This window comes from Amycolatopsis sp. NPDC059657 (assembly GCF_042734395.1).
GTDB lineage: Bacteria > Actinomycetota > Actinomycetes > Mycobacteriales > Pseudonocardiaceae > Amycolatopsis.
Map to the genome: position 1 here is coordinate 50,532 of NZ_JBHWEB010000030.1, position 16,760 is coordinate 67,291.

Sequence of the window (16,760 nt, forward strand, 5' to 3'; positions counted from 1 at the left end):
CAGTTCTGCACCAAGGGCAATATGCTGGCGCCATGACGACAGGGACCCCGCTCAGCCGGGCTGAGCGGAAGAAACAGGAACTGCGGCGCGAGATCATCGAGACCGCGTTCGACTGTTTCGCCGAGCGCGGCTACCACGCGACCGGTATCGCCGACATCGCCGCGCGGCTCGGTGTCGGCCACGGGACCTTCTACCGGTACTTCGCGAACAAGCGCGACATCGTCGACCACGTCATCACCGACCTGGTGCAGACCGTCGTCGCGGCGCTGGCCGCCGACAACGCCCCCGAAGCGGTCAGCAGCCTGGCCGAGTACCGCGCGCAGACCGCGCGCATCGGCGACGCGCTGGGCCGGATCTTCGGCGGTGACCCCCGGCTCGCGCGCTTCCTCCTGCTCGAGGCCGCGGGCATCGACGCCGACATGCGCGAGCGCGTGCTGGATTTCTACGACGGCGCCGCTCAGTTGACCGCCGCGTATCTGCGGCACGGCGTCAAGGTCGGCTACCTGCGCGCGGACCTCGATGTCGACGGATCCGCGCGCGCGATCAACGGCATGATCCTCGCCGCGGTGCTCGCGAGCCTGCGTGATCCGGCGCCCGAGTCGCAGGCGCGCCTGAGCGCGGCGATCCGCCGTGTCATGTACGACGGGATCGCCGCGCGCGACTGACCTTAGGACGCCGAGTCCGCGTCCAGGTGGTACTGCTCCAGCACCGCCGTGGCCAGGTGGTGCCGTAGCAACGCCGCCTCGGCCATGGTCAGGCGGATGTCCGGGCCGTTCTCGACCCTTAACGTCAGGTGCGCTCCGCCGACGTCCTGGGTGACGCCGACGGCGATGGGGACCGAGCGCCCCGTGTCGGGCTCTCGTCCGTTCACGATCAGGGTGATGCTCCAAGGTCTTGGCTGTGCGCTGACGGTCATCTCCAGCTCCCGGGTCGATTACCTCCACCGTGAACGGGAGAACGTGACCCACGCCTCATGACGGGACTATCCGGTAACCAATGGGTCACGGTGACGAGCGTGACAATGGAGTAACGCTACGTCACTTGATCTCGTTTGGGTCCTGATTTGTGCACAGAGTGCAACGGTCATACCCATCTTTGGTCGTAAAGCACTAGCACGGCGGGGTGTGACGAGCTTCACTGGAAGGGAGCAGATCCAGAGAAACCGACTGAGGGGTGGAGATCGAAATGTCCGAGGTAGCGAAACCGGAATTGGTGCAGGCACTGTTCTGTTCACCGTTGCCGGTCACGGCCGATCTGCCGGTCGACAGCATCCGGGCCGAGATCGAGAGCATTCTCAAGGCGCAGGAGTCCAGCGGCTGCCTGTGCGACGTGGCGCAGGAAGCAGGCGATCATCCTGAGACTTATCTTGACCGGATCAGATGGTGCATCAGTTGTGTCCAGAAGGCCTACCCGCAAGTGGGGGCGGCCTGACGGGCGGCGAGAGGGGACCTGAACCGGCCCAGCACGGCCTAGGTCCCCTCCGCTGGTTCAGCCCTTGGTCGCGCCGCCGGTCAGGCCCTTGACGAACTGCTTCTGCAGCGCCAAGTAGAAGATCAGCACCGGAAGCGTGGCCAGGAACATCAGCGCGAACACGCTGCCGAGGTCCGCCTGGTACTGCCCGATGGACCGGTAGATACCCGTCGTCACCGTGGTGCCCTGCGAGGGCCCCAGGATGATCAGCGGGTCGATGAAGTCGTTCCAGATCCACACGCCGAGGAAGATGAGCACGCTCGCCGTCGCCGGCTTGAGCAGCGGGAACACGATCCGCCAGAACACCTGCATCCGGTTCGCGCCGTCGAGCAGGGCCGCCTCTTCCAGCTCCACCGGCACGCCGCGGATGAACCCGCTGAACACGAACACGCCGAATGGCACGTAGTAGCCGACGTTGAACAGCACCAGTCCTTGCAGCGTCGCCATCAGGTGTGTCGCCCGCAGCACGTCGGTGATCGGAATGAGGATGACCTGTGGCGGGATCATCAGCCCGGCCAGCAGGACCATCGTCAGCGCCTTCGTCCAGCGCTTCTGGGACCGGGCCAGGTAATGCCCGAGCATCGCCGAAAGCACGGTGAGCACCAGAATCGACAGCAGCGTCACCACGATGCTGTTCGTGAGGCTCACCCAGTACAGCCCGTCCGGCCTGGTCAGCACGGCGCTGATGTTCTTGAGCGTCGGCGGCAGCGGCAGCGCGGACGGCTCGGTCGAGATCAGGTCGCCGCGCTTGAAGACGTTGACGAGCACGTAATACAACGGGATGAAGAAGACCGCGCTGACGGCGATCGCCACCACCGGGCGGACCCAGGACCGCTTGTCGGTCGTCACAGCGCTCACAGGTCGACCTCCCGCCTGCGCAGGAACTGCAGCACGATCGTGGTCACGACCGCGACGATCGTCAGCATCACGACCGCCATCGCGGAGGCGTATCCGGCGTGGTTGGCGTCGAGTCCGGTCGCGAGCACGTTGAACGCGATCGTCGCCGTGGTGCCCGAGCCAGGTCCGCCGTTGGTGATGACCTTGACGTAGTCGTAGGTCTTGAACGCCGAAATCAGCATCACGACCGTGTTGATCGTCAGCGACGGCGCGAGCAGTGGCCAGGTGACCGCGCGGAACCGGCGCCACGGCCCGGCGCCGTCGATCTCCGCCGCTTCCAGAAGCTCCGTCGGCACGCCCTGCAGACCGGCCAGGTAGACGACCACGCAGAAGCCGAGCATCTGCCAGCAGACGATCGAAGCGACCGAATACAACGCGATGTCCGGGTCGGACAGCCAGCCCGGCGGATGGTCGACGCCGAGCGCGCGCAGTGCCTGGTTGATCGGGCCCTGGTCGTCGAGCAGCTTCTGCCAGATGATGCTGACCACGACCGAGCTCAGGATGACCGGTGTGAAGAACACCGTGCGCAAGGCGTTGTACAGCCAGCCTTTTTTGTCCAGCAGCAACGCGATGCCGAGGCCGAGCACGTTCGGCACGATGACCACGATCAGTGTGAGCACCGTCGTCACCCACAGCGCGGTGAGGAAGGTTTCGTCGCTGAACAGGTTCTTGTAGTTCTCCAGCCCCACGAACTTCGTGGGCGGGTTGAACGGGTTGTAGTTCGTCAGGCTGTAGCCGAAGCTGATCAGGATCGGCGCCATCACGAAGCAGAGATAGATCAGCACGCCGGGCGCGCCGAACGAGACGAAGTGCCATACCCGGGGCAGGATCGGCTTGCGCCTGCGACGGGTGGGCACCTTGCCACGGTCAGCACGCTCCGGCGTCGGAGCGGTCACGACATCTGTTGCCATTGTGGGTTATTTGGCCTTTGCCCATTCGGTGTCGAGGAAGGCGCACGCGTCCGCGACCGACTTGCGGCCGGTGATCACGTCCTGCGCGGCCTGGTAGACCTTGTCCTTCATGCCGGGCAGCAGGCCGTCGTCGGCCGTCTCCCACGAGAAGGCGTTCACGACCGCCTTCTGCTCGACGGCCTTGGTGTAGAGGTCGTAGCCCGCCTTGAAGACCGCGCCCGCGTCGGCGGGCGGGGTGTAGCCCTTGATCGCCGGGAACAGGCCGTCGGCCTTGACCGAGGTGTCGAGCTGGGTCTTGTCGAGCTGGAACGCCAGCGCGAACGTCCTGGCCGCTTCGAGGTTCGCGGACTTGGCGTTCACGATCATGCCGCCGCCGGTGTAGGCGGGCACCACGAGCTTGCCGTCCTCGCTGGGGAAGTTGAACACGCCGATCTCGAAGTCGTGCGGTTTGGAGTCGGCGGCCGAGGCGAACCAGTTGCCCATCGGGTACATCGCGCCCTCGCCCTTGAGGAAGGCGGCCTGGGTGTCGTCGTAGCTGCGCGAGACCTGGCTCTTGTCGATGTAGCCCTTGGCGACCAGGTCGGCGAACTTGCCGAACGCCTTCTGGAAGTCGGGGTCGGCGAACTTGACCTTGTCCGCGCGGCGCTGGGTGAGCCAGTCGGGGGTCTTGCCGTAGAGGTCGACGCTGACGAGCCCGTCGAGGATCATCGCCGACGGAAAACCTTCCTTGCCGCCGCCGATGACGAACGGCTTGCCGCCTTTGGCCTTCACCTTCTCGGCGGCCGCGACGAGCTCGGCCCAGGTGGTCGGCGTGGCGGTGATGCCTGCGTCGGCGAAGATCTTCTTGTTGTAGTAGATCGGCGGGATCGTCTGGGTGTTCGCCGGCAGCTGGTGGTGCCCGCCCTTGATCGGGTTGGCGTCGGGGAACTGGAACTCCTTGAGCTCCTCGGGCGTCCACGCGTAGAGCGCGCCCGACTCGGCGAAACCGGCCGAGTCGACGGCGATCGCGACGTCGGGGAACTGGCCAGAGGTCAGCAGCTGCTTGGCGTACCCGGTGCGGTCGGTGCTGGGCGCGACCAGCTTCTTGACCTTGATCTCGGGGTGCTTGTCGGTGACGCGCTTGATCGCGGCGTCCCAGTAAGCGGGCGTCAGGTTCGGCGATTCGAAGGTCAGGAACGAGATTTCCTTGGTGCCGCCGCCCGGGGTGCCGTTCGAGCCGGTGTCGCTGCCGACCGTGCACGCACTCGCGGCCAGGAGCATCGCCGCTCCCAGCGCCAGGGACCTTCTCATGATCAGCCGCCTCTCCACCACACTGCCTGAACCCCATGGATCTCGGTGACGCAAGTCACGAGACTGGGGCATTCGATCCGATGTTTAGACAACTGTCAAGCCTTTGGGGGTGTGAATGTCTCAGTGAAAGCATCCCTGAAAGCCTGTCGTGACCTAAATACATCCGATCTCTGCCTGCGCGATCTTATACGTCAGATACGATACAAGCGCACTAGCGCGCTCCCATGGTCGCCCTTCGGCAGGTCGATCGCTATCCCGTGCGAGAGCAGGACGGCGCCATGGTGGACGGTGCCGCTGCCGGAGTCGCGGTAGCGGGCGGTGGGGTCGAGGCCTTGCAGTCGGACGCGTCGTTCGGGCAGGTTGAAGTGTCCGGACTGGCGGTAGGCGAACACGACCGTTCGCGCGGGCGACACGTACTGGACGGCCGAGATTCCCGACGCGGACGGTGGCTGGAGCCGGTAGAGCGCGCCGTGCTGGACCGTTTCGCGGATCTCTTTGTAGAGCGCGATCTGCTCGCGGGCGAACGCGAGGTCGTCTTCGCTCCACTCGACGATGTTGCCGCCGATGCCGAGCACGCCGGCCATGGCGACGTGGAAGCGGAACGCCAGTGGCGTCGACCGGCCGGTGACGAAGTTCGGGTTGTCGGTGACCCAGGCCGACATCGCGCGCGCCGGGTAGACCTGGGTGTAGCCGTGCTGGATGCGCAGCCGGTCCAGCGCGTCGGTGTTGTCCGAGGTCCAGACCTGATCGGTGCGGGCGAGGATGCCCAGGTCGATCCGGCCGCCGCCGCCACTGCACGACTCGATGCGCAGGCCGGGGTGATCGGCGCGCAGCCGGTCCATGATCGAGTAGACGGCTTGGGAGTGCCCGGTCCACAGGCGATCCGGGTCTTCGTCGTCCGGCCAGCCCGCCTCGCTGAACGGACGGTTCATGTCCCACTTGAGGAAGTCGATGCCGTTGTCGCGGACGAGTGCGTCGAGCCAGCCGTGCGCCCACTCGGCGACGTCGTCGCGCGCGAAGTTGAGCACCAGCTGCCTGCGCAGTTCGGAACGCCGCCGATGCGGGTGGTGCAGCACCCAGTCGGGGTGCGCGCGGTAGAGGTCGCTGTCCGGGTTGACCATCTCGGGCTCGACCCAGAGGCCGAACTTCATGCCGAGGCGGTGCACCTCGCCGACGAGCGGGGCGAGCCCGTCGGGGAAGCGGTCGCGGTTGACCACCCAGTCGCCGAGGCCCGCGTTGTCACTCGTGCGGCTGCCGAACCAGCCGTCGTCCATGACGAACAGCTCGACGCCGAGGCTCGCGGCGTGCGCGGCGAGTTTGCGCTGCCCCGCCTCGTTGACGTCGAAAGCCGTTGCCTCCCAGGAGTTGTAGAGCACGGGACGCAGTTCGTCGGCGTGGGGGAGCACGTGCGCGAGCGTGTAGTCATGCCAGGCGCGGCTGGCGCCACCGAAGCCGTTTTCGGAGAACGCGCCCGCGAAAACGGGGGTGGTCAGCACCGAGCCTTGGCTGAGCCGATGCGTGACGCCGTCTTGGCCGAACCCGCCGGTCACCGTGACACGGCCGTCGATGCTCCTGGTGGTGGTGATGCGCCAGGAACCACTCCACGCGAGCGCGGCGCTCCAGACCTCACCGTGCGTCTCGGACGCGTCGCCCGCGTCGAGCATGACCCAGGGATTGGCGTGGTGACTGGTGATCCCGCGCCTGCTGGCGAACACCGTCTCGCCTTCGGCGACGGATTCGCGGCGCAGCTGGCTTTCCGCTGCCCAGCGTCCGACCACATGGGACAGCCGATAGTCCGCGCGCTCCGGCAGCACCCAGGCGGCGGAGTCGGCGCGCAGCACCTCGACGGGCTCGCCGTCGTTGGCGAGTTCGACCCAGCGCTCCAGCACGTCGCCGCGGACGCGGTAGTGCAGATCGATCCTCAGTGGATAGTGGCGGTCGCGGAAGCCGATCCGGAGCGTGTCGCCGCCGATCTCGTGGCCGGTGTGCGCCCATTCGAGCGCGCGGGTCCCGTCGGCGAAGCGGACCTGCAGCGAGGGCGTCCAGTAACGGGTGCCGCCGTCGACGGCCAGCTCTTCGCGGCCTTCGTCGGGGTCGTTGAAGCCGTCCCACCACGCGGTGCTCGGCCTGGTCACGTCCGCGACCTGCTCGGTCGTGAGCGACGGGCCCCAGTAGACGTGCCGGGGCGCGTCCTCGTCGGTGAGCTGGAGCGCGTACGTCCAGGTGGCGGTCTGCAGGACCCAGAGACGGGACTTCTCGTCGAAGGCGATCACGAGCGTCATCTTGGCCTCGGGCTTCGGATTCAGCCAGGGGACCGGTTAGCGGGACGGTGATCGCGGTCGCACTGCTTGACCGTTGTTGTTAGGTTTGCATAGCCTAAGTCCGTGGGTGTGAAAATGCCGGATGGCGGCGTACGAGGAGAGTTCGTGTCGGTCTACGAGGATGAGTCTTTCAGCGCTTCGATTGATCCTCTCCCGCTCGTGGTGAAGCTCGCCAGGGCCGGACTGTTCGACGACTACGTGGTCTACGAAAGCGGCGGCCGCTGGACCGTCGCCGGCGGCGCGCTGGCGACCGTCTCGCTCGACGCGAAGCAGGTCAAGACCCAGCTCGCGGGCGAAGACGAGACCGCGCGGGCTTGGACGGGCTCGCCGGCCGACGCGTTGCGCCACGCGCTCGACGCACTGCCGATCCAGGGCTGGAACGCCTACGGCTGGCTGGGTTTCGACTTCGCAGGGCTGATCGCCTCGCTGGTCTCGCGCGGCGCCGAAGCGCCCAGCGGTGAGTTGGCCAGGCTGATCGTGCCGCGCACCGAGGTCCGCGTCGACGAGCGCGGCGTGGTCGTCCGCGGTGTCGACGAGGCCGAGCGGGCGCGTGTGCTGGAGCTGCTGCGCGAGCCGGTCGACCCGATCGTGCCGTCCGCGATCGGCGTCGACGTCCGCGCCGACGGCGAGGGCTACCGCGATCGTGTCGCGCAGGCGGTCAAGGAGATCCAGCTCGGGCAATACCAGAAGGTCATCCTGTCGCGGACGGTGCGGATCCCGTTCGAGGCGGACATGGTCGGCACCTACGAGGTCGGCCGCCGCGGCAACACCCCCGCGCGGTCGTTCCTGCTGCGGATGAACGGCACCCAGGCGGCGGGCTTCAGTCCCGAGGTGATCGTCACGGTCGACGCCGAAGGCCACGTGCTGACCCAGCCGCTGGCGGGCACCCGCGCGTTCGGGCGGGGCGTCGAGGCCGACGCGGCCGCGCGCAGCGAGCTCGAGTCGGACCCCAAGGAGGTCTTCGAGCACGCGGTCTCCGTGCGCGCCGCGCAGGAGGAGCTGCGCGGGGTGTGCCGGACCGGCACCGTCGGCGTCGACGACTTCATGGGCATCAAGGAACGCGGCAGTGTCCAGCACCTGGCTTCGCTCGTGACCGGCACCCTCGACGAGAAGCGAACCTCTTGGGACGCCTTGGAAGCCGTCTTCCCGGCGATCACGGCGTCCGGCATTCCGAAGCGTGAGTCGCTCGACGCGATCTTCCGTCTCGACGAGACCCGCCGCGGCCTCTACTCCGGCGCGGTCCTTTCGGCTTCGCACGACGGCGCGCTCGACGCGGCGCTCGTGTTGCGCGCGGTCTACCAGCAGGACGGCCAGGCATGGCTGCGTGCCGGTGCGGGCATCGTCACCGACTCGACGCCCGAGCGCGAGTTCGAGGAAACCTGCGAAAAGCTCTCCAGCGTGGCGCCGTTCGTGGTCCGCGCCGACTGAGCTTCTAGCGCGCGATAAAGCGGGCTTCATCCCCTCTGGGATGGGGCCCGCTTTTTTTGTGGTGCCCCCACGCCGGAGTGAGATCGAAATTGTACTAAGGTAGTGACACAATCAGGGGCTGGGAGGTGGATCGCTTGCAGTTCGAGGTGGACCGGGCCGGTGGCGTGCCGGTCTATGCCCAGCTGGCCAGGCAGGTGCGGGAAGCGCTGCGCCTCGGCTGGCTGAAGCCCGGCGACCGGCTGCCCACCGTGCGGGAGGTCGTGGCGTCGAGCCGGGTCAACCCGAACACCGTGCTCAAGGCCTACCGCCTGCTGGAATCCGAGGGACTGGTCGAGGGCCGCACGGGCGCGGGCACGTTCGTCAAGGCGTCGCTCGGGTCGGCCGCCCCCGAGGCGATGGCGCGGCTGCTGGTGCAGTGCACGCGCTGGGTCGCCGAGGCGCGGCAGGCCGGTATGGAAGACGACGACATCTACGCACTCGTCGGCGCGGTGCTCTCGGAGAAGGAAACGGAGCAGGACACGTGAAGACCAGCATCGTGGCAGACCAGCTGGCCGCCATCGAGGTCAGCGGCCTGAGCAAGCGCTATCGGCGGCGGAGCGCGTTGCGGGACTGCACGTTCAGCCTGCCCGCCGGGCAGGTCACCGCGCTGGCCGGATCGAACGGTGCGGGTAAGACAACTTTGCTGAGCATCGTCGCCGGGCTGCTCGTGCCGAGCGAGGGCCGGGTACTGATCGGCGGACGGCCGGTCGCCGGCGGCGATGACGGTGTCGCCTTCGTCGCGCAGCACAAGCCGCTGTACCGGCATTTCAGCGTCGCCGACATGCTGCGGCTGGGTAAGAACCTCAACCGCACCTGGGATCAGGCACGCGCGGAAGGGATCTTGGCGCGCTTCGGCATTTCGCTCGACCGGACGTGCGGACGGCTTTCCGGTGGCCAGCAGGCCCAGGTCGCGTTCGCGCTCGCGCTGGGGACGCGGCCGTCGGTGCTGCTGCTCGACGAGCCGCTGGCGAACGTCGATCCACCCGCCCGCCGCCTGCTGACCGAAGAACTGCTCACCGAGGTCGCCGAGACCGGGATGACCGTGGTGCTGTCGACACACGTGCTGACCGAACTCGGCGGCGTCGCCGATCACCTGGTGCTGCTGGAAAGCGGAAACCTGGTGCTGGCAGGCGAAATCGACGACCTGCTGGCCGAACACGCCCGCTACACCGGGCCGCGGTCGGACACGCCGCCGCCCGGCGAGGTCGTCGAGGCCAAGCACGCCGAGGACCAGTCCGTCTTCCTGATCCGGCACGGCGAGTACGACCAGGCCGGGCCGTGGATCACCAGGCCGACCACGCTGGAAGACCTCGTCGTCGCCCACCTCACCGCAGCCAAGGAGCGTTCCGCATGACCACGACCGAGACCCGCGTGGGTGGCGGACTTCGCGGCCTGCTGTGGCTGACCTGGCGTCAGCATCGCTGGTTCGTGCTCGGTTCGCTGGCCGCCACGCTCGCCGTGGTGGGTGTCGTCCTCTGGTTCGTGCCCGGTCTGGACCACCTCGCGTCGGTGATGACCTCGACACGATGCGACCAAGGCAGCATGCAGCCGCCGTGCGCGTTCGACGTCGCCGCGGACCGCGACTTCTACAACAAGTACGTGGACTTCCCGATGTGGTTCGTCCCGAGCGCCTTCGCGGGCGTGGTCGCGGCCTTCGTCGGTGCTCCGCTCGTGGCCCGCGAATACGACCAGCAGACGCATCCGCTGATCTGGTCCCAAGGCGTGACCCCGGTCCGCTGGCTGGTGGCGAAGGCGGGACTGCTGGCCGCGATGACCGGTGTCATCGCGATCGCGCTCGGCGCGCTGGCGAGCCTGCTGAGCTCCGCGCATCGCCGGATTCCCGAGTTCGTCCAGGTGCACAGCCAGTGGGAGACACCGTATTTCGAGGCGTCGGTGCCGACGGTGCTCGGCTACACTCTTCGGGCTCGCGCTCGGCATCGCGGCGGGCGCGTTGTTCCGGCGGACGCTGCCGGCCATGGCGATGACGCTCGTCGTGTTCGTCGGGGTCCGGCTGGCCGTCTCCAAGATCCGGGAGTACTTCCTGCCCCCGCTCCGGCTCGTGCAGCCGTTTTCGGAAGCGGCGACCATCAAGTCACCGCCCGGTTGGGGCCCGCAGGCCAACGCCATCTACACCGGTTTCGTCGACGCCTCGGGCACCAAGCTCGGCTGGGTCGAGAAGTGTGCTGAGGCAGGGAACTGGGACGCGCGCGTCGCCTGTCTGCGCAAGAACGGGGCGACCGATTTCCTGCACGAGTGGCAGCCCGCCGAGCGGGTGCCGACGTTCCAGCTGATCGAGACCGGCATCTTCGTGCTGCTGGCCGTGCTCGGTTTCGTCATCGCCTGGTGGCTGGTCCGCCGCCGTACCAGCCTTTAAGAAGCCTTGGTACGGAAGCGCCAGAGGATCCAGGCGAGGTAGACGCCGCCGAACGCGCCGGTCATCGCGCCGACCGGCAGCAGCGTGTCACCCGCGACCCGCTGCGCGGCGAAGTCCGCGACCACGACGAGCAGGGCGCCCATCCAGGCCGCCGGGAGCAGGTTCGGCCCGGCGGCCTTGGTAAGCCGCTTCGCGAGCTGAGGCGCCACGAGCGCGACGAAGGCGATCGGCCCGGCGGCGGCCGTAGCGATGGCACAGGCCGCCGTGCCGACGATCAGCAGATACAGCCTGCTGCGTTCGATCGGGACACCCAGCGCCTGCGCCGCGTCGTCACCCATCTCCAGCATTTTCAGCCACCTGCCGCCCGCCAGCACCAGCGGCACGACGAGCACGAGCGCCCACAGCAGCGGGACGGCCTGGCCCCAGCCGCGGTTGTCGAGACTGCCGGTGATCCACACGGTCGCGCGGCCCGCTTCGTTGAGGCTCGCGGTGACCAGCAGGTAGAAGTTGATCGACTGCAGTATCGCGCTCACCCCGATGCCGACCAGCACCAGCCGGTAGCCGCGCACCCCTTGCTGCCACGCCAGCACGTACACCAGCAACGCGGTCAGCAGGCCGCCGACGACCGCGCCGAGCGAGATCGCGGCCGAGCTTCCTCCTAAAAGGACGATCACGGCGAGCGCGCCGGTCGCCGAGCCGTAGGTGAAGCCGACGATGTCCGGGCTGCCCAGTGGATTGCGGGACAGGCTCTGGAACACCGCGCCGGACAGGCCGAGCGCGATCCCGACACCCGCCGCGACCACCACACGGGGCAGGCGCAGGTCGAGCACGGCGAAGTTGGTCATGCGGCTGCCGTTGCCGAGCAACGTCCTGATCACGTCGAGCGGCGCCACCGAGATCGCGCCGGTGCCGAGCGTGAACACCACCATCAGCGCGAGCAGCACCAGCAGGAGCACGGAAGCCGTGAAGGCACGGGTTTTCACGAGCGCACCATCCGCGTCCGGCGAACCAGGTAGATGAACACCGGCGCGCCCAGCAGCGCCGTGACGACGCCGACGTCGAGTTCCTGTTTCGCGACCACCCGGCCGAGGATGTCGGCCGCCAGCAGCAGCGCGGGGGAGAGCACCATGCAGTAGGGCAGCATCCACCGCTGGTCGGGGCCGGTGAGCGCGCGCACGATATGCGGCACCGCCAGCCCGACGAACACCAGCGGCCCGACGGCCGCGGTCGCCGCGCCCGCCAGCAAGGTGATCGCGACCAATGTCAGCACCCGGGTGCGGCCGATGTTCGCGCCGAGCGCGCGGCCCGCGTCGTCGCCGAGCGCGATGGCGTTCAACGGGCGTGCCAGCGCCAGCGCGAGCACCAGTCCAGCCGCGAGGAACGGGGCGACACGGGCGATCGTCGCGCCGTCGGCCCGGTTGAGCGAACCGACCGTCCAAAAGCGCATCTGGTCGAGAGTCTTGCTGTCGAGCAGCATCGCGGTCTGGGTGACGCCGGTCAGCGCCGCCGTGATCGCGGTGCCCGCCAAGGCGAGGCGGACCGGGGACGCGCCGCTGCGGCCGCCGGTCGCGAGCGCGTACAGCACGATCCCGGCGAGCGCGGCGCCCGCGAACGCGAACCAGACGAACGCGCGCAGGTCCGTGATGCCGAGGACACTGACCGACAGCGCCGCGGCCGCGGCGGCACCGGCGTTGACGCCCAGAAGACCTGGATCGGCGAGCGGATTCCGGGTCAGCGCCTGCATCAACGCGCCCGCGGTACCGAGCGCCGCGCCGACGGCGAGGCCGATCAGCGTGCGCGGCACCCGCAGCTCCCACACGACGAAGTGGACGTCCGGTGTGGACTCGCCGAACAACGCCGAAACCACAGTGGACAGTGGAATGGAGCGGGCGCCGACCGCGACACTCACCAGCGCGATCAGGCCGAGCACGGCGACGGCGGCGACCAGCCCCGTGGCGCGCGCCCCGTCAGTCTTTTTCAAGCAGCTTCCCCAAAGCTTTCTTGCTGACCTTGCCCACGGTGGTCAGCGGGAACTCGTCGAGCACCTCGACGCGGTCAGGGAGCTTATACGCCGCGACCCCGCGAGCACGCAGGAACGTGGTGACGTCACGCAACGCCGGCGCTTCGCCCTTGACCACGAGGAACGCGCAGATCCGCTCACCCATGACCTCGTCGGCCATGCCGACCACCGCGGCGTCGTGCACCAGCGGGTGCGCGAGCAGGTGGTTCTCGAGTTCCTCGGCGGGGATCTTCTCGCCGCCGCGGTTGATCTGGTCCTTCACGCGGCCTTCGACGATCAGGTGCCCGGTCGGCAGCACACGCACGAGGTCGCCGGAACGGTAGAAGCCGTCTTCGGTGAACGCGCGTTTGTTGTGCTCCTCGGCGCGGTAGTAACCGCGCAGCGTGTACGGGCCGCGCGTGAGCAGTTCGCCTTCCGTGGCTTCGTTGCCGTCGGCGTCGAGGACGCGGACCTCGTCGGCGGGGGAGAGCGGCCTGCCCTGGGTGGTGACGATCAGCTCTTCGGGATCGTCGAGGCGCGTGTAGTTGAGCAGTCCCTCGGCCATGCCGAACACCTGCTGCAACTGGCAGCCGAGCGTCTCACGGACGCGGGCGGCGGGTTCGGCGGAGAACTTCGCGCCGCCGACCTGCAGAAGCTCCAAAGTGGACAGATCGTTGTCGCTCCACTCCGCGTTCTCCATCCACAGCAACGCGAGTGGCGGGACGACGGCGGTGACCGTGACGCGTTCGGTCTCGATGAGCTCGAACACCACGTCCGGGCTCGGGTTCGGCGCGAGCACGACCGTTCCGCCCGCCGCGAACGTGCCGAGAATCCCCGGGCAGGCGAACGCGAAGTTGTGCGCGGCCGGCAACGCGACGAGGTACACGGTCTCCGAGTCGAGACCGCACACCTCCGCGCTCGCGCGCGCGTTGTAGAGGTAGTCGTCGTGCGTGCGCGGGATCAGCTTCGGCGTGCCGGTCGTGCCGCCGGAGAGCAGGAACAACGCCACCTCGCCCGCGTCCGGCGCGTCCAGCGGAACCGGCGCGGCGTCGGGAAGAGCGGTGAACTCGGCGGGATCGCCGGACACGAAAACATGGCGCAGCCCCGGAACCGCCTTGACGACCGTGCGCGCCAGCGAGCGGTAGTCGAAGGTGTCGTCCTCGTCGGCGATGACATAGGCGGTCGCGGCGCTGAGCTCGCACAGCGGCACGATCTCGCTCTCGCGGTGCGCGGGCAGCGCGAGCACCGGCGGCGCGCCGACGCGGAGCAACGCGAAGATCGTCACGACGAAGTCGTCGACATTGGGCATCTGCACGACGACCCGGTCGCCCCGGGCGATACCGGCGGCGGCGAAGCCCGCTGCGACGCGGTCCGCGCGCGCGTCGAGTTCGGCGTAGGTCCAGCGGGTGCCGGTCGGGCCGACGAGTGCGGTCCGTGACGGGTGGTTTTGTGCCCCTTCTCGCAGGAGGACGTCGAGCGGCTGCCCGGCCCAGTACCCTTCGGCGCGGTACTTTCCGGCCAGTTCCTGCGGCCAGGGCGTGCACCCGTCCAGCATCTCGGCTCCTCGTTCCGGGGGATGAACTTAGGTTAGGCTAGCCGACGTATTCGGATGCTCACGAGGGGACGACGGACTTGCGGCTCGGGGAACTGGTCATCGATATCGAGCCACTGCGCCGAAGTGGCGCGTTCCGGCGGGTCTTCGCCGCGCAGACGCTGAGCGTGCTCGGGGCGAGCCTGACGAACGTCGGGGTGAACCTGCAGGTCTATCACCTGACGAAGTCCTCGCTGCAGGTCGGCTTGGTGAGCCTGACGTTCGGCATCGCGCTGCTCGTCGGCCTGGTCGTCGGCGGCGTGGTCGCGGACCGGACCGATCGGCGGAAGGTGATCCTCGGCAGCCGCCTGCTCGCCGCGCTCGTGCTCGCGGGCTTCTCGGTCAACGCCGCGCTGCCGTCGCCGTCGCTGGCCTTCGTCTATCTCGCCGCCGTGCTCGCGGGCGTGGTGTTCGGCATCGGCGGTTCCGCGCTGATGGCCGCCATCCCGGCGATCTCCGGCCCGAAGCTGCTCGCGGCGGCGGGCGCGCTGATCACGGTCACCAGCCAGTTCGGCGCGATGGTCGGCCCGGCGCTCGCCGGCGTGATCGCGGCAGGGCCCGGTATCGCGGCCTGCTTCGCCGCCGACGCGCTCGGGTACCTGCTCAGCGTCGTGCTGCTGTGGTTCATCCCCGCATTGCCGCCGGGCGAGCACGTCGACACCCAGCAGCACCCGATCAAGTCGATGCTCGAAGGCTTCAAGTTCGTCAAGGGCAACCAGGTCGTGCTCGGCCTGCTGCTGATCGACATGTGGGCGATGCTCTTCGCGATGCCGTACGCGTTGTTCCCGCAGATGGGCACCGACGTGTTCCATGGCGGCCCGACCGCCGTCGGGCTCCTCTACACCGCGCCCGCCGTCGGTGCCTTCCTCGGCGCGCTGACCAGTGGCTGGACCGGCCGGACCAAGCGGACCGGACGCGCGCTGATCGCGTCCGTGCTGCTCTGGGGCGTGGCGATCACCGGCTTCGGCCTCAGCGGGAACCTGTGGCTGGGCCTGGTGTTCCTCGCTTTGGCGGGCCTCGGCGACACGGTGTCGGAGATCCTGCGCCGCGCGCTGCTGCAGCACTACACACCCGACCACTTGCAGGGCCGGGTCGGTAGCCTTTGGCTGGCGCAGGCTACCGGTGGCTCCGCCGTCGGGAACGCCGAAGCCGGGCTGGCGGCCAAGCTGCTGGGCGGACCGGGTGCGATCGTCACCGGTGGCGTGGTGTGCGTGGCCGGGGTGGCGGCGATGGCGGTGTTCCTGCCGAAGCTGCGCGAAGCCAGCCTGCAGGCGCCGTCCGCGGACGAAGTCAAGATTTAGGGAGCGGCACGTGCCTTTGGCCCAGGTCAACGGGATCGACCTCAAGTACTGGGACACCGGCGACGGCGAGCCGGTCGTCATGGTGATGGGGATGGCCGCCACCGGCCGGGTGTGGCAGCTGCACCAGGTACCCGCGCTGGTCGAGGCGGGCTACCGCGTCATCACCTTCGACAACCGGGGCGTCGGCGGCACGAGCGAGTGTCCTGACGGCTTCAAGATCGACGACCTCGTCGCCGACACGGCCGGGCTGATCGAGCATCTCGGCCTCGGGCCGTCACGGCTGGTCGGCACCTCGCTGGGCGCGCAGGTCGTGCAGGAACTCGCGCTGGCCAGGCCGGAGCTGGTCACCAGCGCGGTCATGCTGGCCACCCGAGGCCGGACCGACGCCATGCGCAAGGCCTCCCGCGCCGCCGAGAAGGAACTGCGCGCGAGCGGACTCAAGCTGCCTGCCAGGTATGAGGCCGTCGTCCGCGCGCAGCGCAATCTCTCGCCCGCCACACTCGCCGACGAGGCGAAGGTCCGCGACTGGCTCGACATGTTCGAGCTGTCGCCGGTCAACTGGACGCGGGGACTGCGCGCGCAGCTCGAACTCGACATGACCGAGAGCAGGCTGCCCGCGTACCGCGCGATCAGCGCGCCCACGCTGGTCATCGGGTTCGCCGACGACAATGTCCTGCCACCGTTCCTCGCGCGCGAGGTCGCCGACGCGATCCCGTCCGCGCGCTACCGCGAGCTCCCGGACTGCGGGCACTACGGCTATCTGGAGCGCCCGGAGGCCGTCAACGCGGCGCTGCTGGAGTTCTTCGCGCGATAGCGGCCTCGGTCACGTTTTTCCTCCCCCGGCGGGGGTCGACGCACCTGCTCTTCGCTGACTAAGGTAAGCCTGTCTAAAGTAAGGCTTGGCTAACTAACTGCGGGAGTTTTCGGTGACGAACCCGTTCGATGACGACAGCGGCCGGTTCCACGCGCTGGTCAACGACGAAGGCCAGTACTCGCTCTGGCCCGCGTTCGCGGAGGTCCCGGCCGGCTGGACCGTCGTGTTCGGCGAGGACAGCAGGCAGGCCTGCCTTGAGCACATCGAGGCGGCCTGGACCGACATGCGGCCACGCAGCCTCGTCCGAGCGACCGAGGGCGAGTGA

The 16,760-nt window shown here is 68.5% G+C and carries 18 protein-coding genes; 9 read left to right on the top strand and 9 right to left on the bottom strand.

Annotated features, from left to right (window positions below; translation table 11 throughout):
- Window positions 1-32 precede the first annotated feature (32 nt).
- Window positions 33-665, top strand: coding sequence for a TetR/AcrR family transcriptional regulator (locus tag ACFV15_RS18485; protein ID WP_378351682.1), 633 nt, complete (start codon window positions 33-35; stop codon window positions 663-665).
- 2 nt (window positions 666-667) lie between these two features.
- On the opposite strand, the gene ACFV15_RS18490 is transcribed toward ACFV15_RS18485, so the two are convergent.
- A complete protein-coding gene (locus tag ACFV15_RS18490; protein ID WP_370949192.1) occupies window positions 668-916 on the bottom strand; it encodes a hypothetical protein in 249 nt (82 codons plus the stop codon).
- 269 nt (window positions 917-1,185) lie between these two features.
- Here ACFV15_RS18490 and ACFV15_RS18495 point away from each other — a divergent pair, with 269 nt between their 5' ends.
- Window positions 1,186-1,431, top strand: coding sequence for a hypothetical protein (locus tag ACFV15_RS18495; RefSeq protein WP_143046961.1), 246 nt, complete (start codon window positions 1,186-1,188; stop codon window positions 1,429-1,431).
- 57 nt (window positions 1,432-1,488) lie between these two features.
- On the opposite strand, the gene ACFV15_RS18500 is transcribed toward ACFV15_RS18495, so the two are convergent.
- The 4 genes from ACFV15_RS18500 to ACFV15_RS18515 form a co-directional block, all read right to left on the bottom strand.
- Window positions 1,489-2,319 (bottom strand): carbohydrate ABC transporter permease, encoded by an 831-nt coding sequence (locus ACFV15_RS18500; protein WP_370950283.1) that lies wholly within the window; start codon window positions 2,317-2,319, stop codon window positions 1,489-1,491.
- 5 nt (window positions 2,320-2,324) lie between these two features.
- Entirely contained in the window at window positions 2,325-3,278 is a 954-nt protein-coding gene (locus ACFV15_RS18505; protein WP_378351683.1) for a carbohydrate ABC transporter permease, read from the bottom strand.
- Between the two features lie 6 nt (window positions 3,279-3,284).
- Entirely contained in the window at window positions 3,285-4,568 is a 1,284-nt protein-coding gene (locus ACFV15_RS18510) for an ABC transporter substrate-binding protein (protein WP_378351684.1), read from the bottom strand.
- Window positions 4,569-4,759: 191 nt separating this feature from the next.
- Window positions 4,760-6,850, bottom strand: coding sequence for an alpha-galactosidase (locus tag ACFV15_RS18515; RefSeq protein ID WP_378351685.1), 2,091 nt, complete (start codon window positions 6,848-6,850; stop codon window positions 4,760-4,762).
- A 144-nt stretch (window positions 6,851-6,994) separates the two neighbouring features.
- Between ACFV15_RS18515 and ACFV15_RS18520 the strand changes: the two genes are divergently transcribed.
- The 3 genes from ACFV15_RS18520 (at window position 6,995) to ACFV15_RS18530 (ending at window position 9,710) form a co-directional block, all read left to right on the top strand.
- Window positions 6,995-8,317: a salicylate synthase gene (locus ACFV15_RS18520; RefSeq protein WP_378351686.1), complete on the top strand. Its 1,323-nt coding sequence runs from the start codon at window positions 6,995-6,997 to the stop codon at window positions 8,315-8,317.
- Window positions 8,318-8,451: 134 nt separating this feature from the next.
- Complete coding sequence (locus ACFV15_RS18525; RefSeq protein ID WP_378351687.1) at window positions 8,452-8,841, top strand: GntR family transcriptional regulator; 390 nt, start codon at window positions 8,452-8,454, stop codon at window positions 8,839-8,841.
- A complete protein-coding gene (locus tag ACFV15_RS18530) occupies window positions 8,838-9,710 on the top strand; it encodes an ABC transporter ATP-binding protein (protein WP_378351688.1) in 873 nt (290 codons plus the stop codon). The genes ACFV15_RS18525 and ACFV15_RS18530 overlap by 4 nt, the downstream gene beginning before the upstream one ends.
- 232 nt (window positions 9,711-9,942) lie before the next feature.
- On the opposite strand, the gene ACFV15_RS18535 is transcribed toward ACFV15_RS18530, so the two are convergent.
- Entirely contained in the window at window positions 9,943-10,140 is a 198-nt protein-coding gene (locus tag ACFV15_RS18535) for a hypothetical protein (protein ID WP_378351689.1), read from the bottom strand.
- Window positions 10,141-10,331: 191 nt separating this feature from the next.
- Here ACFV15_RS18535 and ACFV15_RS18540 point away from each other — a divergent pair, with 191 nt between their 5' ends.
- The gene (locus ACFV15_RS18540; protein WP_378351690.1) at window positions 10,332-10,730 is read left to right on the top strand and encodes a hypothetical protein; all 399 of its coding nucleotides are present in this window, start codon (window positions 10,332-10,334) and stop codon (window positions 10,728-10,730) included.
- On the opposite strand, the gene ACFV15_RS18545 is transcribed toward ACFV15_RS18540, so the two are convergent.
- Genes ACFV15_RS18545 through ACFV15_RS18555 form a run of 3 tightly spaced genes read right to left on the bottom strand, consistent with a single transcriptional unit; the run spans window position 10,727 to window position 14,284 of the window.
- Window positions 10,727-11,713 carry a FecCD family ABC transporter permease gene (locus ACFV15_RS18545; RefSeq protein WP_378351691.1) on the bottom strand — a complete coding sequence of 329 codons (987 nt, stop codon included), beginning with the start codon at window positions 11,711-11,713 and terminating at the stop codon, window positions 10,727-10,729. The genes ACFV15_RS18540 and ACFV15_RS18545 overlap by 4 nt on opposite strands.
- On the bottom strand, window positions 11,710-12,711 hold the full coding sequence (locus tag ACFV15_RS18550; protein WP_378351692.1) for a FecCD family ABC transporter permease: 1,002 nt from the start codon (window positions 12,709-12,711) through the stop codon (window positions 11,710-11,712). Before ACFV15_RS18550 ends, ACFV15_RS18545 begins: the two co-directional genes overlap by 4 nt.
- Window positions 12,698-14,284: a (2,3-dihydroxybenzoyl)adenylate synthase gene (locus ACFV15_RS18555; RefSeq protein WP_378351693.1), complete on the bottom strand. Its 1,587-nt coding sequence runs from the start codon at window positions 14,282-14,284 to the stop codon at window positions 12,698-12,700. Before ACFV15_RS18555 ends, ACFV15_RS18550 begins: the two co-directional genes overlap by 14 nt.
- Window positions 14,285-14,361: 77 nt before the next feature.
- Here ACFV15_RS18555 and entS point away from each other — a divergent pair, with 77 nt between their 5' ends.
- From entS to ACFV15_RS18570, 3 genes are all read left to right on the top strand, one after another.
- On the top strand, window positions 14,362-15,621 hold the full coding sequence (entS, locus tag ACFV15_RS18560) for an enterobactin transporter EntS (protein ID WP_378351694.1): 1,260 nt from the start codon (window positions 14,362-14,364) through the stop codon (window positions 15,619-15,621).
- 10 nt (window positions 15,622-15,631) lie between these two features.
- Window positions 15,632-16,435 (top strand): alpha/beta fold hydrolase, encoded by an 804-nt coding sequence (locus ACFV15_RS18565; RefSeq protein WP_378351695.1) that lies wholly within the window; start codon window positions 15,632-15,634, stop codon window positions 16,433-16,435.
- Window positions 16,436-16,547: 112 nt separating this feature from the next.
- Window positions 16,548-16,760: an MbtH family protein gene (locus tag ACFV15_RS18570; RefSeq protein WP_378351696.1), complete on the top strand. Its 213-nt coding sequence runs from the start codon at window positions 16,548-16,550 to the stop codon at window positions 16,758-16,760.

Bases quoted from the DNA above. Each gene is read 5' to 3' on its own strand.
- ACFV15_RS18485 (WP_378351682.1), top strand. From the start codon at position 33: ATGACGACAGGGACCCCGCTCAGCCGGGCTGAGCGGAAGAAACAGGAA.
- ACFV15_RS18490 (WP_370949192.1), bottom strand. From the start codon at position 916: ATGACCGTCAGCGCACAGCCAAGACCTTGGAGCATCACCCTGATCGTG.
- ACFV15_RS18495 (WP_143046961.1), top strand. From the start codon at position 1,186: ATGTCCGAGGTAGCGAAACCGGAATTGGTGCAGGCACTGTTCTGTTCA.
- ACFV15_RS18505 (WP_378351683.1), bottom strand. From the start codon at position 3,278: ATGGCAACAGATGTCGTGACCGCTCCGACGCCGGAGCGTGCTGACCGT.
- ACFV15_RS18510 (WP_378351684.1), bottom strand. From the start codon at position 4,568: ATGAGAAGGTCCCTGGCGCTGGGAGCGGCGATGCTCCTGGCCGCGAGT.
- ACFV15_RS18515 (WP_378351685.1), bottom strand. From the start codon at position 6,850: ATGACGCTCGTGATCGCCTTCGACGAGAAGTCCCGTCTCTGGGTCCTG.
- ACFV15_RS18535 (WP_378351689.1), bottom strand. From the start codon at position 10,140: ATGACACCGGTCATCGCGGCCAGCAGTCCCGCCTTCGCCACCAGCCAG.
- ACFV15_RS18540 (WP_378351690.1), top strand. From the start codon at position 10,332: ATGGCGATGACGCTCGTCGTGTTCGTCGGGGTCCGGCTGGCCGTCTCC.
- ACFV15_RS18555 (WP_378351693.1), bottom strand. From the start codon at position 14,284: ATGCTGGACGGGTGCACGCCCTGGCCGCAGGAACTGGCCGGAAAGTAC.